Origin of the sequence: Paenibacillus sp. SSG-1 (assembly GCF_002224835.1) — a bacterium.
GTDB lineage: Bacteria > Bacillota > Bacilli > Paenibacillales > Paenibacillaceae > Paenibacillus_AQ > Paenibacillus_AQ favisporus.
The window spans coordinates 3,784,244-3,799,475 of the sequence record NZ_MBRK01000001.1; the positions used below are offsets into that span (position 1 = coordinate 3,784,244).

Genomic DNA, 15,232 nt, shown 5'->3' on the forward strand with positions numbered 1-15,232 from the left:
TTTGGAGGCCCAAATCATTTAAATTTGCTGAGTTTGTCTCCAAAACGTTCACCGAGTGTAATGCTGAGGCCTTGGTTGCTGAGCGATACGTTCGGGTTGTCTTTCAGATCATCCTTGTGCGCGCTGCTCTTCGGTGCTCTTTCCGGTCTTGGAGCTGCCGCAGGAGCTTCCTCGGTTTCCTTGATGCTCAGGCTTACGCGCTTTTCAGCCGTGTTGATGTCCAAGATTTTGACTTGAACTTCTTGGCCTTCTTTGAGCACTTCATGCGGTGTACCGATGTGCTTATGGGAAATTTGCGAAATATGAACAAGTCCTTCGACACCTGGCGCCAGCTCAACGAAAGCACCGAAAGTGACAAGACGCTTCACTTCGCCTGTTACTACATCGCCGGTATGGAACTTGTCGGCTGCGGATTCCCACGGTCCTGGCTGGGCAGCCTTGATGCTCAGGCTGATTTTGCCTTTTTCCGGATCAACTTTGAGAACTTTTACCTTCACTTGGTCGCCTTCGGACACGACATCGGAAGGTTTGTCCACATGATGCCAAGCCATTTCGGACACGTGAACCAGTCCGTCAACGCCGCCCACATCAACAAAGGCGCCGAATTGAGTCAGACGTTGAACCGTACCTTCGATTTCTTGTCCTTCTTGAAGTTCACCCATCACTTTTTGCTTGTTGGCTTCGAACTCTTCTTCGAGAACGTCTTTTTGCGACAGGATCACTTTGTTGTTCTCACGGTCAAGCTCTTTTACCTTCACGCGCAGCGTGCGGCCTTTGTAGTCGCTGAAGTCTTCAACGAAATGACGCTCAACCATGGAAGCCGGGATAAATCCGCGTGCGCCCACGTCTGCGACGAGACCGCCTTTTACCACGTCAGCTACGGTAACTTCGAAAGCGTCCTGAGCTTCGAAATGCTTCTCGAGCTCATCCCAAGCATTCTCGCTGTCGATCGCACGCTTGGAAAGAACGAGTCTTTCCTTCTCGTCGTCGATGCTGACAACCTTGCATTCCACTTCCTGACCAACCTGCACCGCTTCAGATGCGTTGTCAAGGTGTACGGAAGACAGTTCGCGGACCGGAATGACGCCGTCATATTTATATCCAATGCTTACATAAGCCTGGTTGTCCTCCAGTTTGACGATCGTGCCTTTCACGGTGTCCCCTTTTTTCAAGGATACGAATTGATCCAATTCCTCTTGGTTTACCGCTTCTGCAGTTTCTTGATTTTTCGTTTCTTCCGACATGTCAATACCCTCCTCAATTCAAAAAAACCCATTTATTCAAACCTGCTGACGCAGAGTTCAAAACATCATAAAGCAGTACGAATCATATGTTTCCAATAAGTGCTTGTGTTCATGCACGCCCGGCTAATTCCCCGAAGGTCTTCCGGTCTTCTCCATTTCATGGATCCGGTCCATGATGCGTTCTGTCACCAGCTCGAGCGGATCGCCATCCACCTCGCCGCTTTTCAGGTCATCCAGGACGATAGGTTGTCCATACACGATTTTCATTTTTCTGAAAATCTTGTAATCGCCGATAATCGCGGCCGGCACGACGGCGGCATTGCCGCGGAGCGCAAACATGGCAGCCCCTTTCTTGGCGGCGCCAGTATCGGAGAAGCGCGTGCCTACCGGAAAGATGCCCATGATTTCACCGCCGCGCAAAATGGAGATGGAGGTCTTGAAAGACTCTTTGCTGACTCCCCCCCGCTTGACGGGAAACGCTCCGAACTGGGTGATCAGCCATCCCAGTACAGGAACTTTGAACAATTCTTCCTTGGCCATGAACTTGACCTGCCGCTTCACCTTGATCCCGACGGATATCGGATCGAGCAGACTTTTGTGATTGGAGCAGAGCAGCACCCCGCCTTCTTTGGGGATATTCTCCGTGCCGACCGCTTCAAAGCGGTACAACAAGGTGAATATGGCCCTAAGGATATCCCGGCAAAAAACGTAAATCTTCAATTCTTCTCCCCACCCCTGTACGTTTTGCAGTAATCAACGATGGTGTCGACAACCTGAGGTATATCCATGTGCGTCGTATCCAGGACAATGGCGTCATCGGCGCAGCGAAGCGGCGAAATTTCGCGCTCTGCGTCCAGACGGTCACGTCTTTCGATATCCTTCTCAAGCTGTTCAAGTGTCAATCCTTCCGCATCGTTCATTTCCTTGTACCGGCGGAGAGCACGCTCTTTGACGCTTGCCGTCATGAAAATCTTCACTTCGGCATCGGGAAGCACGGTCGTTCCGATATCTCGTCCATCCATCACTATGCCCTTGTGCAGAGCCATCTGCTGCTGCAGCGCAACGAGGTGGCGTCTTACTCCTTCAATCTGCGAGTATTGGGATACCATCCCGTTCACCTGCAAAGAACGGATGTAAGGGGTCACATCTTCGCCGTTGACCAGAACTTTCTGCCCGTCTTCCCCGGGTATTAATTCAATCACCATCTTTTGGGTGAGTTGAAGCACTTTTTCAGGAAATTCCGGTCCAATTCCTTGTTCCATCATAAACCACGTTACGGCCCGATACATGGCTCCGGTGTCCACGTATATGTACGAGAGGGCTCTCGCCACCAGGCGGGCAATCGTGCTTTTGCCGGCCCCGGCAGGTCCATCGATCGCAATGTTGATTTTCAAGTTATCCTCTGTCCCCTGCCTAACCAAAGGGGCATTCCTCCTCAAACATAAGCCTCAAGAAAAAAGCAGGCATTGCCTGCGTCGAGAAAATTATACCACACAACGTATTCCGATGCAAAAACGTCCCTCCATTTTACTCTTTCCAATCCCTGACATCCCGCTCTTTGACAGGGATGCCGTCAAGCTTGTACACCGGGGACAAGTATGGTCTGACCTGCTTGATATGAAGCGCCCCCTGTATGAGGATCAGCATAACGACAAGCACAATCAAAGCCCTTTTCACCCATTTGGACAAAACGTTAAAGCATTCCCCGAACAGCCGGAGATACTGCCGAACGCGATCCTGTTCATCCATCAGATACACTCCCTGCATTTTCCTACTAGTGTATCCTTGGCATTGCAAAATATTCCCTCACCCGATCTCTCAGCGGTTCCGGAAATCAAACTGGCGCTCGAAGCAGTACCGGATCAGCTTTTGCCGCTCCATATCCGTAATCGCTTCAAACTTCAGCATCATGATTTTCCGGCCGTTGTCGAGCTGCTGGATCCGGACGACGCTGCCTTTAAACGGAACGTGCTCCAGGTTTCCGTTCTTATACGGTACGAGCACCCAGCAGGACAGCATGTCACCTTCCCGGATCGCCATGTCGGCGTCGCTATAAAAGGAAATGCCGCCCCCGCCGACATCTTCTGTACGCGTGACGAAGCGGATATTGTGTTCGGTCTGGACCGCCACCTCCAAACCGGCATTGACGCGCAAAAAGCTTCGGCGCTGGACTTTGCCGATCGACTCGGGCTCAGGCCTGCGGATCCGCACCATCCGGACGACGTCTTCCTTGAAGCCGAGCACGTAAGTATTGAAAAAATTTTTAACGCCGCCGTCGGTCAAAAAATACACCGAAAGCTCGTCACCCATGTGCAGCCGCTTCAGCTGCCCGGTCTTTTCCTGGATGGGCACTTCCATCAGAATGGACTCGTCCTCCAAATCCGTGATGCGGGACTTGTACTCCATCCCCGCTTCTTTCTGGTCTCCGGAATCCACGGAGATAAACAATTGATCGCTGATTTTAGGAAACAACAAACTCACCGCCAGCCTGTAAAATAGCATTCTATCCTGATTATACCATGTCTTTGTTCATAGGTAAGCAGTGTTTTTGCGCAATAAAAAAAGCCCCTCGACTGATCCGAGAGGCTTTGCTCATCACTTGATCCTTGCAACTTTTTGCCTATTTCACCGCTTTTTTATCCGAATCCTTGAGTTCCTCTACGACCCGTTCAGAGCCGTCATTGGCATCCATGTATATCCGGTATCTGGAGCCGTTAATGTTGCCTCCGAATTCGTAGCACAGAGCTTCCTGGCCCGAATCATCCTTGATCAGCGCCAGCCGGTTGTAGTTTTCCTTAAACTCGGGATTCAGCTTCTTCCGCGCCTGGCTCAAGGTCAGCTTCGGTTTTGGAATTTTACGCGCCTGGGATTGCTCGTAAACGAGATCGCTGGCTTGGAACCCGGTCACCTCGCCGTTATCGAGCCCGACCCGAACCGTCATTTTTTCCGGGTACACCAGTACGCCGTCCTGCTTGCGCACATATGTGAAGTTGCCCATATTATCATACTGGTCTGCTGTAACGGCCGTCATATCCTTATAGCCTTTACTTTGCAGAAACTGATCGGCCTTCTTGCGGGCTTCTTCCATCGTAACCGCCTTCGGTCCGACTTCCCGGTTATCGGAAAAGGAAATCAAGTGCCCGCCTTGACGGGTGAAGTTCAGCGACAGCGGAGCAGGCCGGTTGTTGGAGCTGACGGTGGCGGTGTAGGACGCCCATTCGGTTCCTTTCCCGTTTTCGGTAACTTGAACGTTGGATTGGCCTCCTCCCGCGCCGGCAAAATCGGCTGCTTTCCGCTTGATATCCTCGGGAGATACCGGCTGTGCGGACAGCTTTTTCACTGATCGCTTGTCATAGATGCTGGATACCGACGGACCCCAGTTCAATTCCGGGTACTCGCCGACCCTTTTGTCTACCGTTTTGAAGCCGTCGATAATGGTGTTGTCCAGCTTCTTGTCTTCCGTGGCCATCGCGCTTTCCACGTCCATCCAGCGCAGCCGGTTGCTGATCACCTTGGACTGCACGTCCTGGAGATCCTTGGTGATTTGTCCGGAGTTGGCGTAGAGCGCCTTCAGGTTTTTGATCTCCTCATTTGACAGCGGCTCTTTCTCCAAATTCCGCATGGAGGTCTGGTAGGAAAACTTCGATATTTTGGACAGAAACTCTTCGGTTTTGTTAAACGGCAACATGGTGAGCGGCAGCTGGTTGATTTCGTTCTGCGCTTCGCTTGTCAGCCGCCACACGTTGACCAGCCCTTTCCGGTGCATCGCATTGGAAGCCGAGCTTACGGCCAGCGTATTGCCAAGCTCGCTGTGCAGGCGGTCCATATGATAGGAGAGGTCATGAAAAGCCCGCTGATACTGGTTTTCCGCCTTGATCAGCACGGCGTTCTTCTCCTGGTTCTCTTGGTACCCCCACACAAACGCTCCGATCATAAACAGGGTGACTATGGGAAATAAAACAGCGCTTAATCGCTTGTACATGTGAAGTCTCCTTTCATCAACTTAAAGCTGGTGTTAGTTTGACTAGAAGAAAGGAGTCTTATGCATCGTTTCCCAGGTATCGGTTCAAAACGGGTCTTCTTCGATATCGAACTGGCTTTGGTTGTTGCACAGGCACTGCTTGAAGCCGGTTTCGATCTTCCCGCGTTCTTTTTTGCCGCGCAGCACGTAGCGTTCCCCGCATTGCCTGCAGACGATTTTTACTTTGACACGCAAAAAAGGACACCTCCATCCTAAAAAGATTGTATCCGAATGCGGATTGTAACTTCTTAGGATAAAGTGTGCCCAATTTAATTACGTATTAACCTCTTCCTCCCGCTTCAGGAAACGGAACGGGGAGCGGTTGTTGGCCCGGTATACCTTGCCCATGCCTCCGTACCATAAAAAAGCCATCAGCGGGACGATAAACCAGATCCAATAATGCGTCATCGTGCTTAAAATAAAGTCGTAGACCCCGTGCCAGAACCACGGGATGATCATCGAATAGACCAGAAAACGCTTGGCCTTGGCTCCGGTCGAAAACCTCGCTCTGCCGAGGTAATAACCCATCATCACCCCGAACATGGCATGCCCCGATACCGGAAGCAGCGCCCGCAGGAACATCGCCCCGAAGGATGCGTGGCTGTACCAGGCATACATCACATTCTCCACAGTCGCGAAACCAAGCGAAATCGCTACGGCATACACGATTCCGTCGTACGGCTCGTCAAACTCCGTATGGTTGTATATCATGTGAAACAGCACGAACCATTTCAAAAATTCCTCAACAAACGCCGATATGACAAAAGAATCCAGATACGGATTGCCGCCGAGCCCCGTTGTAAGGCCCCGCTGGATGATCATGACCGGAACCACGATCATAAAACCAAGCAGAAACACCTTGATCACCATAAGCAGCGGTTCCTGATCGTATCTGTCCTTTAAATAAAAATAGGTCAGTAGGGCAAGACCCGGCGCCAATGCCGACGCAATAACCGAAAACAAAAGCACCGTTCTTAATCCCTCCACTTCCTGGCAGTGACCTTAAGCGGCCCTGCCGAATGTAACTCCAGCTTCAAAGCAAAGTTCATCCCATGAAGATGAATCCTCATGGGATGTCTCAATCAGGACAACGGTGTTAATCCTGGCGCTTGAAATGTGTGCAAATGACGTCAACCGCATTCTCGGCAATGACGACTTTGCCATATTCCTCAAGTACGGCTTCCGTATAGGATGCAGCTTCTCCGAACTCGGCAAGAACCGCGATCAGCGAAGGAAGCTGATTAGCGTCGATTTCTTCGGGGTCCATGTACAGTACCCATTTATCTCTATAATGATAAAGCCGCCCGGCTTCGGTGATATGTCGTTGAAGTACGTGTGCAGCTTCGATCAGCACTTCGAAGTCGTTAAAAGCATACACGATGGAGTCGCTTTGTTCAAGCGTGACTTCCATTTCGTAAACTTCTTCAGGGAGTTCATCTTCACCCAGTTGACTGTACTGATGATGATCGTATTTCCCCCGGGTCACGATGACGACCATTCCTTGAGCAGGAAGGGCAAACACTTCCACGGCGAGCGGTCCCGTTGCATCAAAGCCCAGTTCGTTATAGGCCTGATCCATCATTTCGGTAAACAGCTCGTGCACCTTCGGGATTTCTTGCCACATGTCCTCCTTCTGGATGCCCCGTTCACTCAGGTCGTCAAACGTAAGGAAAATCCGTATCTTATCTGAGCTTAAGCGTTCTATTTTCATGACAGGATCCTCCTTGTAAGCATTGTTATAACAAATTATGATGTCTCCCATAATATGTGCTGAAAATAGTTCTATGTAAGTATGTTATCATTATATAACCATAAATGCACGCTGTAAAATGGACAAAAAAAGAATCATTTGGAGCGGATAACCGCCCTTTAAATGATTCTAATGGGTTTGACGCGTTTACAATCCAGGTATCACCGTATTTGTCTCTTTCAGAATCATGTCCACTTCCCGCTTGACATCCGGATTGGTGCGGATAAAATCTTTAATCTGGGTAACGCTCGATCCCTTGGAATACGAATCGTTGTGGGAACCATGAGCGTCGTGACGATGGGACGAGCCCATGCCGATGTTCGCCATATCCATCATTTTGTCCTTGGCATTGCCGCCAATGACAGACGTAATCATGTTGCGTCCCCGGTTTCTGGACAAGAGCGTCGTTGCAGCAGCACCAATCAAAATACCGCCAATAAAAGCAGAAGTGTTCATTTAGGTACAACCTCCTTATGGGATGAAGTCGAATATATTTTGAGCGAATATGGTCCTGCTCATGCGGCATAAATTCAGGAAAGCGAGATGAAATCATGGTTAAAATCACGGCGGCGCTGGCTCTATGCTCCCTGCTCATCCTTAGCGCCTGCGGAAACGAGGGACAAAAAGACCAAAAGGCGGTCCCTCCGGCTCAAACAAACGAAGTACATACAAACCATCCAGGCAGCACCACAACAAACGGGACGTCCGGCGTTCAACCCGGCGGATCGGTACCGGAAAGTTCTCCGGAAACGAATAAGGATCAAACGAATAACGATCAAACGAATAACGATCAAACGAATCAAGGCAGCGCATCCAAGCCGGATTCCAACGATCAGCAGTCGGGTACAAAAGCGGTAAAGGTGCAGTATCGCATGAATAAAGCTTACGATATCGTTCCGAGTGTTGAAGGGGTTTCGAAAAAAGTCGTACTGCTAACCTTCGACGACGGCCCTAAAAAGGCCGAAATGATCAACGGGTTGATCGATACGCTGGACAAGCATCACGCCAAGGCGATATTTTTTGTCAATGGATACCGCGTCAAGCAGCATCCCGAGCTGTTGAAATTAATAGCGGACCGCGGGCAGACCATCGGCAACCACAGCTGGGACCATATCATCCTCAAAAATAAGCCTGAAGCGGAAGTACGCAGACAAATCGAGGATACGCAGCAGATCGTCAAGGCAACCGTTGGCAAAGCGCCGGTATTTTTCCGTCCCCCCAATGGGGCTGGCGGTGATACCGGCAAGAAAATCGCCAAGGAGAACGGTCTCCTGTACATGACCTGGTCCAACGGTTCGCTCGATTGGACGATGAGCTCCAAAAGCAGCGGCAATGCCGACAAGGTTATCTCACACGTGCTGGACCAGCTGCACAGCGGCAGCAACATTTTAATGCATGAGCTTCCGTGGACCGTCGAAGCGCTGGATACGCTCCTTACCAAGCTGGAAAGCAAAGGCTACACCTTTGTAGATCCCGAAAGCATCGATACTCAAATCAAGTAAGGAATCATGCAATGCATAAAAAAGCAGCCGGCATATCGGCTGCTTTTACTCGTTTATCTGTGTTTTTTCTATGGATTCTGTCCTTAGCGTAAGGACATGCATTTCTGCAGGGCAGCACAGGCGGAGCGGAACGCGTCTTGTGCCGAAACCGCGGCTGATCAGCATGCGCGGCCGGCGGACCTCCGCTTCCGGCTGCTCCCATTCAAACCATCCCGAAGCATACTTGCGGTAAAATTGATTCAGCCGGATCGGTCCGAGCCAAGGCAGCGTAATTTGTCCGCCATGGGTATGGCCGGCAAGCACAAGGTCCGCCTGGATCGTCTTCTGCTTCTGAAGCCAGGCTGGGTCATGAACGGCCAGGATGCGGCATTCCGCACCGGCGTCACGGACAGGCAGCTGTGGAACCGGAGGATAATCGTTTCGTTTGTACCGCGGATAATCAACACCGGTTAACCAGAGGCGCGCGCCGTTTCGCAGGAGAGGAACGTTCTCATCCCGCAGCAAAGTGACTCCGCATGCGTTCATCAGCTTTTCCAAACCTTCGGGATCGGCCTTATAATCATGGTTGCCGTATACGGCATATACCGGGGCGATTTCGGCGAGCAGCCTTAAGTTGTGCTCCACCTGGCTCAGCGGTACATTCCGTTCCATAATATCCCCGCCAAGGATCACCCAATCAACCGTTCCGGCCAGCTGCCGTATCGTCTTCCCCGTCAGCCTTCTGCTATGCAGATCCGATATGAACAGAAGCTTGCAGCCGTCAAAGGGCTTTGGCAGCCTCTCCAGCCTCACGTCGGCCTGCTGAACCAGCTCTAGCCTCGCTTCATACGACATCCTGGCGTAAAGCGCTGCAGCCGCAGCCGCGACGCCTGCCCCTGCCCAGACGAGCCAGGGGGCTACCATAGGTCCTCCAGCGGGGGGGCGCCCTTAATTCCCCAATAAACAAGAAATGCCGTTAAACCGATAAATAAAAAGATTAAAGAGTTCGTAAAATATTTACTGATCTTGATGCGCCGGGAACCGTAAGTGTCCGCTCTTGCCGGAACGGCGGATTCCTCGCCTGCCTCTCTTTTTCCGGCAGTCCGGTTACTCCGCCGGGACTGCGGGGCTGCCCCCGAGCCGGAAGCGGCTGCAGCAGTTCTGGCTGCCGCCGGCCGCTTCCCTGCATTTCCTGCCGTTTTTCCGCGTCTCAGCGTTCCGGCCGCCCGTGTTGAAGACGTCTCTGCTGCCTTGGACTTGGGCGGAGTCCGTTGACCGGCACCGGCTGAAGGCGCCTTTTTTACTGGGGTCTTCTTCCGATTTTTTCTGTACGTTTCAACTCTGCTCAATTCGCTGTTCATGCTTCCCTCCGAAATCGAATCACTAGCCCGGATACACAATCAATCATAAAATGGCATAAGACCGGGGCAAGCAGTGTTCCGGAATGTATGTAGATATATCCGAGGCCGTAACTGCTCAAAAAAACCCAGCCGGTTGGAATCCAGTGCTTCAAATACCGGACGTGAATGACCGCAAATAATATACTGGTCCAATACGGACCGAATGCATGCTGTACGGCTCCACGGAACAGCAGCTCCTCGCATACCGCCACGACCGCGGAGATGACTATAATATGCCATACGGGACGGCGCTGGAACAGCATGTTGTTGATTCCGCCGTCATCCATCACTTCCTCCGGCGTAATCCGGGAGACGAGGAAATCGACGGCAAACATAACGGCGGCCAGCCCAAGCCCCCATGCGACAACTTGTCCGGGATGCTGAAGCTGAAACAAGGCAAGCGGATTTCTTCGCTGCAGCAGAATCCATACGAGACCGATCAATAAGGTTAGGCCCTGGGTGATATACAGATTGATCAGAAGTAGACGGTCATTCAGCTGTTCAGGCTTAGCCTGCTGAATTTTGGGTAATTTCCATTTCCTTTTTTTCATGATGAGGCCTGCCTGTCTATTAAGTTTCTGTTACTAGAGTAGTTGCAAACATCCCACAACGTGAAGGCTTTACTCCAACATCTGTTTGTGTTCTGCGGGACCCCCGAAATATACGAATTAACTTTGTTAAAAAAGTCCTCCCAGCATTAGAATCATAGCAGATTAAGAGCAGAACATTCAAGGGAAGCACTTTTACCTATTGACACGCCTGATAGGCCCGTGATACATTATGGAAAAATTAATTGAGCGAAACACGATGAAGGAAAGAAGAGGCTTTATCGTCTCCAGAGAGCCGGTGGTTGGTGCAAACCGGTGACAGAGAAGTCATCTTTAGCGTTCCAGAGCAACTGCATTGAACTACCCAGTAGGTGCAGTCGGATGATTCCGTTATCAATCAGGTCTCCAATCGGAAGACCTTAAGGCTGCCGTTCGCGAAGACGGCGGTGAATTAGGGTGGCACCACGATAACTCTCGTCCCTTACTACGGAAGTAGTATGCGGATCGGGAGTTTTTTTGTTGTCCAACTAAGAATAAGGAGAAAAATCCGGCCAGCTGCACGTTCATCCTTTGGCACAGTACCGCGTTGCTTTACGGAATGAACTTAGGTATCCGCCTGATTGTCTCCCATAGGCTGCTCAGCGGCTCCACTTTCGGCTTCACGGATATGTTCCTATCGGACATGTCCTTATATATAAGCGTTCTAGATATTTAAGGAGGATGGAAACCAATGTTTAAAGTGTTAGTATCGGATCCGATCAGCGATCTCGGAATCCAGCAGTTAGTCGATGCACCTGATGTCACGGTAGAGAAAAATACAGGGCTCTCCGAAGACGAGCTTGCGGCGATCATCGGGGATTATGACGCCCTTCTCGTTCGCAGCCAAACGCGTGTTACCGAAAAAATTATGGCCGCGGGAACCCGCCTGAAAGTCGTCGGCCGCGCCGGCGTCGGCGTGGACAACATCGACCTCGAAGCGGCAACCCAACGCGGCATCATCGTTATTAATGCCCCTGACGGCAATACGATCACCACCTGCGAGCATACCTTTGCGATGATGATGGCACTGGCCCGTCACATCCCTCAAGCTTATGCCAAAACGATCGGCGGAACCTGGGACCGCAAATCGTTCCTTGGCGTCGAGCTTCGCAACAAAACGCTTGGCGTACTAGGTATGGGACGGATCGGCAGCGAGGTGGCCAAACGTGCCAAAGCGTTCGGCATGAACATTCTGGCATTCGACCCTTTCCTGACCCAGGAACGCGCCGAGAAGCTCGAAGTAAAGCTGGCAACGGTGGACGATATTATCCGGAATGCCGATTTTATGACAGTGCATACGCCGCTTACGCCGGAGACCCGCCATATGATTTCCCGTCCGCAATTTGAAGTGATGAAAAAGGGTATGCGCATCATCAACTGCGCCCGCGGTGGCGTCATTGACGAGATGGCCCTGGTTGAAGCGATCGACGAAGGCATCGTTGCCGGCGCCGCATTCGACGTGTTTGAATCGGAGCCGCCGCAGCAGGACCATCCGTTCCTGAACCATCCGAAAATTATCGTTACGCCTCACCTCGGCGCTTCCACCATCGAAGCCCAGGAGAACGTAGCCATTGACGTGTCCGAAGAAGTGCTGCATATTCTGCGCGACGAGCCGTTCAAGAACGCCGTCAACATGCCGCCGGTGGCACCGAGCATCATGAGCCGTCTGCAGCCTTACTTCTCGCTCGGGGAGAAACTGGGCAGCTTTGCCGCCCAAATTACGAAAAACCAGGCGATCCATGAAATTCATGTGGACTACGCGGGAGATTTGTCCGACATCGACACCCTTCCGCTGACCCGCTATATCGTCAAAGGCGTGCTTGCCCATCACCTTGGCAGCGAAGTCAATATCGTCAACTGCATGCATCTCGCCAAAAATCGTGAAGTCAACGTGGCCGTATCCACGGCTCCTAAATCCAAAGGCTTTACGAACCTGCTTACCGTGACCCTCAAAACCTCCGAGAACGAAGAGCGTCTGGTAGCGGGCACGCTGCTTAACGGCTATGGCGAGCGGATCGTGCAGCTGAACAAGTTCCCTGTCGATATCGCTCCGGAGGGTCATCAAATCCTGATTTCCCATAACGACAAACCGGGTATTATCGGCCAAGTCGGAACGCTGCTCGGCAAGAACGACGTTAACATCGCTTCGATGCAGGTCGGCCGAAAAATTATCGGCGGCGAAGCCATCATGATTCTGACCGTCGACAAAGGCGTGCAGAAAGAAGTGCTGAGTGAGCTGACGACGATTCCTGAGCTCAACAGTGCCGTCGAAATCGTCCTTTCCTAATCGATCTATACTTTATGAAGAACAGCGTAAGCAGGTTCAAGTGAGCCTGGCTTACGCTGTTTTTTGTTGGTGGGAAACAAGCGATGTTCCACGTTGAACAAGATTAATCTTTTTTCTTCAACAAAAAAACACCCCGTCAGAGGTGTTTCCTGTTCTTTTTCCATTATTTACGGCTTTCGACAGGCAGCAGCATCGTAAAGGCCGTTCCTTCGCCCAGGATGCTGTCCACCTGAATGCTGCCCTGGTGCGATTCTACGATGTTTTTGACAATGGCTAGCCCAAGACCCGTACCGACCGATTCCCCGCGTACCCGTGCCTTGTCCGCCTTGTAAAACCGTTCAAACACGAACGGCAGATCCTCCGGCGGAATGCCTACGCCCTCGTCCTTCACCACGATTCGGATCATCGGCTTTTTGTCCGACAGGACACGGTCGGCAAGGATGCTGATCTTCTTCTCTTCTGGCGTGTGCCTGAACGCATTGTCCAGCAGGTTGGTCATCACCTGCTCCAAACGGTCTTCATCGGCCTCCTCAAGCACCATATCCTCCGTCTTGCGGTCATAAAGGAGCTCGATATTCCGTTCCTTGGCCCGTACCGTAAACTTGCGGTATACGCGCTCGAGCAGCTCGTTGAGGTCAAGCTGCTTTTTGGCCATGTCGACATGCCCCGCTTCCATCCGCGCCATGTCAAGCAGATCCTTAACCAACCGCCCCATGCGAAGGGATTCGTCATGAATGACCTGAATCAGTTCCTGGCTCTCTTCCGGCGACGCCGCCATGCCATCCAGCAGCGCTTCGCTGTATCCCTGCATCATGGACAGCGGCGTACGGATCTCATGCGACACGTTGGCAACGAAGTCCTGGCGCATTTTCTCCAGCTGCACTTCCTCGGTTACGTTGCGGAGCACCGCAACCGCCCCTCGGATGTCGTTATCCGAATACAGAGGCGCCATATGAACCGACCAGACGCCCTGCTTGACGTGAAGATTCGTGCTCGTGTCGCCGCTGCCCTCCAGCATATTGTCGAACAGGTCCAGCAAAGGCTCGGGTACCTGCTGTTCTTCCTCCCCTTCGGCGTCCTCCTGGTCCAAGTTCCAGTGGATATCCTTCCATTGGGTGATCAGCTTCTGTCCCGGTGGATTCGTCAAGATCACCTTGCCTGAAGTATCGAACGTAATGACGCCGTCGCTCATACTTCGGAGGACGCTCGCCAAATGCTCCTTTTCCTGGTTCAAGTTGCGGATATTGTCTTCCAGCTCAGCCGCCATATGATTGAACGTGTTCGCCAGCTTCCCGATCTCGTCGCTCGTATTGATCGACAAGCGCGTGTTGTACTCGCCTTTACGGATCGCTTCGGTAGCCTGAATCATCTGCTGCATCGGCTGCGTAATCTTCGTCAGCAGAAACAGCGCAAAGAAGGTCGTCATTGAAAACCCGATGATAGCTGTGTACGTAAACAGCCGCTTGATGTCCCCGGAGTTCGAATAATTCATATCGATGTATGGAAGCAGAAATAACCCGAGAATAATCAGGATGCATGCTACCAGGCAGATGATGGTCGCCCAGAGCTTCCCGACAAGAGAGGTCCAGAAATTCATGTTATTTCGGTACCTCGAGCTTGTAGCCTACGCCCCAGACGGTGGTGATCATCGCCGCCGACTCCGGTGATACCTTGTTCAGCTTCTCCCGCAGGCGCTTTACGTGCGTGTCGACCGTCCGCAGGTCGCCGAAAAATTCATAGTTCCATACATCCTTCAGCAATTCTTCCCGGGAAAAAACCTTGTCCGGCGAGACCGCCAGGTAATGCAGCAGCTCGTATTCCTTAGGTGTCAAGCTGACCTCTTGTCCGTTCGCTGTCACCCGGTGGGCATCGTGCTCAATCACAAGATGCGGAAACACGATGTTGTTGCTCGAATTCGTTTCCTTCGATAGGTACGCCGTTGCCGAAGAGCGCCGCAAAATCGCTTTTACCCGGTAAATGACTTCCCTCGGGCTGAATGGCTTCACGACATAATCGTCCGCGCCGACTTCAAAGCCTTGAACCCGGTTGATCTCCTCGCCCTTGGCGGTCAGCATCAACACCGGCGTCGATTTGAGCTGGCGCAGCCGGTTGCACACCTCGATGCCGTCCATGCCGGGCAGCATCAAGTCCAGCATGATCAGGCCATAATCCTGATTGGAAGCTTTACGGAGCGCGGTTTCGCCGTCCTCGGCCTCCTCGACTTCATAGCCTTCCTTCTCCAAATACATTTTCAGCAGGCGGCGGATCCGTTCCTCGTCGTCCACGACCAGGATCCGGTTTGTATGTTCTGACATAAGACAACCTCAACCCCTTCTATGTTTCTGTGAAGAACTTGTCATAACTCCATGCTAATCTTAACAAAAATCCGTTTCAACATCCAAGCGAGCAATGTGAAACGGATTATTCAGTGCTAAATGGATTGAACTAGAGTAACAATTGGC

Annotated in this window: 18 protein-coding genes and 1 other annotated feature; of the genes, 2 read left to right on the forward strand and 16 right to left on the reverse strand. The window is 51.7% G+C overall.

Annotated elements, in window-relative coordinates:
- Positions 1-14: 14 nt before the first annotated feature.
- The 10 genes from rpsA to BCV73_RS17505 form a co-directional block, all read right to left on the reverse strand.
- Positions 15-1,244 (reverse strand): 30S ribosomal protein S1, encoded by a 1,230-nt coding sequence (gene rpsA / locus BCV73_RS17465; protein ID WP_076170079.1) that lies wholly within the window; start codon positions 1,242-1,244, stop codon positions 15-17.
- Between the two features lie 123 nt (positions 1,245-1,367).
- Positions 1,368-1,964, reverse strand: a complete 597-nt coding sequence (locus tag BCV73_RS17470; RefSeq protein WP_285855049.1) for a lysophospholipid acyltransferase family protein — start codon at positions 1,962-1,964, stop codon at positions 1,368-1,370.
- Positions 1,961-2,665: a (d)CMP kinase gene (cmk, locus tag BCV73_RS17475; RefSeq protein WP_076170078.1), complete on the reverse strand. Its 705-nt coding sequence runs from the start codon at positions 2,663-2,665 to the stop codon at positions 1,961-1,963. The genes BCV73_RS17470 and cmk overlap by 4 nt, the downstream gene beginning before the upstream one ends.
- A gap of 106 nt (positions 2,666-2,771) precedes the next feature.
- Positions 2,772-2,993, reverse strand: coding sequence for a hypothetical protein (locus tag BCV73_RS17480; protein ID WP_089548061.1), 222 nt, complete (start codon positions 2,991-2,993; stop codon positions 2,772-2,774).
- A gap of 69 nt (positions 2,994-3,062) precedes the next feature.
- Positions 3,063-3,716, reverse strand: coding sequence for a flagellar brake protein (locus tag BCV73_RS17485; RefSeq protein ID WP_179232025.1), 654 nt, complete (start codon positions 3,714-3,716; stop codon positions 3,063-3,065).
- Positions 3,717-3,864: 148 nt separating this feature from the next.
- The gene (ypeB, locus tag BCV73_RS17490) at positions 3,865-5,226 is read right to left on the reverse strand and encodes a germination protein YpeB (protein WP_089548062.1); all 1,362 of its coding nucleotides are present in this window, start codon (positions 5,224-5,226) and stop codon (positions 3,865-3,867) included.
- 84 nt (positions 5,227-5,310) lie between these two features.
- On the reverse strand, positions 5,311-5,460 hold the full coding sequence (locus BCV73_RS35095; protein ID WP_163879344.1) for a hypothetical protein: 150 nt from the start codon (positions 5,458-5,460) through the stop codon (positions 5,311-5,313).
- A 78-nt stretch (positions 5,461-5,538) separates the two neighbouring features.
- Complete coding sequence (prsW, locus tag BCV73_RS17495) at positions 5,539-6,234, reverse strand: glutamic-type intramembrane protease PrsW (RefSeq protein ID WP_076170075.1); 696 nt, start codon at positions 6,232-6,234, stop codon at positions 5,539-5,541.
- 127 nt (positions 6,235-6,361) lie between these two features.
- A complete protein-coding gene (locus BCV73_RS17500) occupies positions 6,362-6,976 on the reverse strand; it encodes a genetic competence negative regulator (RefSeq protein WP_076170074.1) in 615 nt (204 codons plus the stop codon).
- A gap of 186 nt (positions 6,977-7,162) precedes the next feature.
- Entirely contained in the window at positions 7,163-7,471 is a 309-nt protein-coding gene (locus tag BCV73_RS17505) for a hypothetical protein (RefSeq protein WP_089548063.1), read from the reverse strand.
- A 95-nt stretch (positions 7,472-7,566) separates the two neighbouring features.
- On the opposite strand from BCV73_RS17505, the gene BCV73_RS17510 reads away from it, so the two are divergent.
- Positions 7,567-8,517 (forward strand): polysaccharide deacetylase family protein, encoded by a 951-nt coding sequence (locus BCV73_RS17510; protein ID WP_076170072.1) that lies wholly within the window; start codon positions 7,567-7,569, stop codon positions 8,515-8,517.
- Between the two features lie 45 nt (positions 8,518-8,562).
- Here BCV73_RS17510 and BCV73_RS17515 read toward each other — a convergent pair whose 3' ends face one another.
- From BCV73_RS17515 to BCV73_RS17525, 3 genes are read right to left on the reverse strand one after another with little or no spacing between them, the layout of a single operon-like run.
- Positions 8,563-9,420, reverse strand: coding sequence for a metallophosphoesterase (locus tag BCV73_RS17515; protein WP_089548064.1), 858 nt, complete (start codon positions 9,418-9,420; stop codon positions 8,563-8,565).
- Positions 9,414-9,857, reverse strand: a complete 444-nt coding sequence (locus BCV73_RS17520; RefSeq protein WP_089548065.1) for a hypothetical protein — start codon at positions 9,855-9,857, stop codon at positions 9,414-9,416. The genes BCV73_RS17515 and BCV73_RS17520 overlap by 7 nt, the downstream gene beginning before the upstream one ends.
- Entirely contained in the window at positions 9,854-10,447 is a 594-nt protein-coding gene (locus BCV73_RS17525) for a CPBP family intramembrane glutamic endopeptidase (RefSeq protein ID WP_089548066.1), read from the reverse strand. The genes BCV73_RS17520 and BCV73_RS17525 overlap by 4 nt, the downstream gene beginning before the upstream one ends.
- Before the next feature lie 247 nt (positions 10,448-10,694).
- Positions 10,695-10,929, forward strand: a binding site (T-box leader).
- Positions 10,930-11,174: 245 nt separating this feature from the next.
- Between BCV73_RS17525 and serA the strand changes: the two genes are divergently transcribed.
- Positions 11,175-12,770 carry a phosphoglycerate dehydrogenase gene (serA, locus tag BCV73_RS17530; protein WP_089548067.1) on the forward strand — a complete coding sequence of 532 codons (1,596 nt, stop codon included), beginning with the start codon at positions 11,175-11,177 and terminating at the stop codon, positions 12,768-12,770.
- Positions 12,771-12,775: 5 nt separating this feature from the next.
- Here the strand turns inward: serA and BCV73_RS35445 are convergent, their stop codons facing one another.
- Genes BCV73_RS35445 through BCV73_RS17540 form a run of 3 tightly spaced genes read right to left on the reverse strand, consistent with a single transcriptional unit; the run spans position 12,776 to position 15,085 of the window.
- Positions 12,776-12,934: a hypothetical protein gene (locus BCV73_RS35445; protein ID WP_218828154.1), complete on the reverse strand. Its 159-nt coding sequence runs from the start codon at positions 12,932-12,934 to the stop codon at positions 12,776-12,778.
- Positions 12,934-14,367 (reverse strand): ATP-binding protein, encoded by a 1,434-nt coding sequence (locus tag BCV73_RS17535; RefSeq protein WP_089548068.1) that lies wholly within the window; start codon positions 14,365-14,367, stop codon positions 12,934-12,936. The genes BCV73_RS35445 and BCV73_RS17535 overlap by 1 nt, the downstream gene beginning before the upstream one ends.
- Before the next feature lies 1 nt (position 14,368).
- Positions 14,369-15,085: a response regulator transcription factor gene (locus tag BCV73_RS17540; RefSeq protein ID WP_076170066.1), complete on the reverse strand. Its 717-nt coding sequence runs from the start codon at positions 15,083-15,085 to the stop codon at positions 14,369-14,371.
- Between the last annotated feature and the right edge of the window lie 147 nt (positions 15,086-15,232).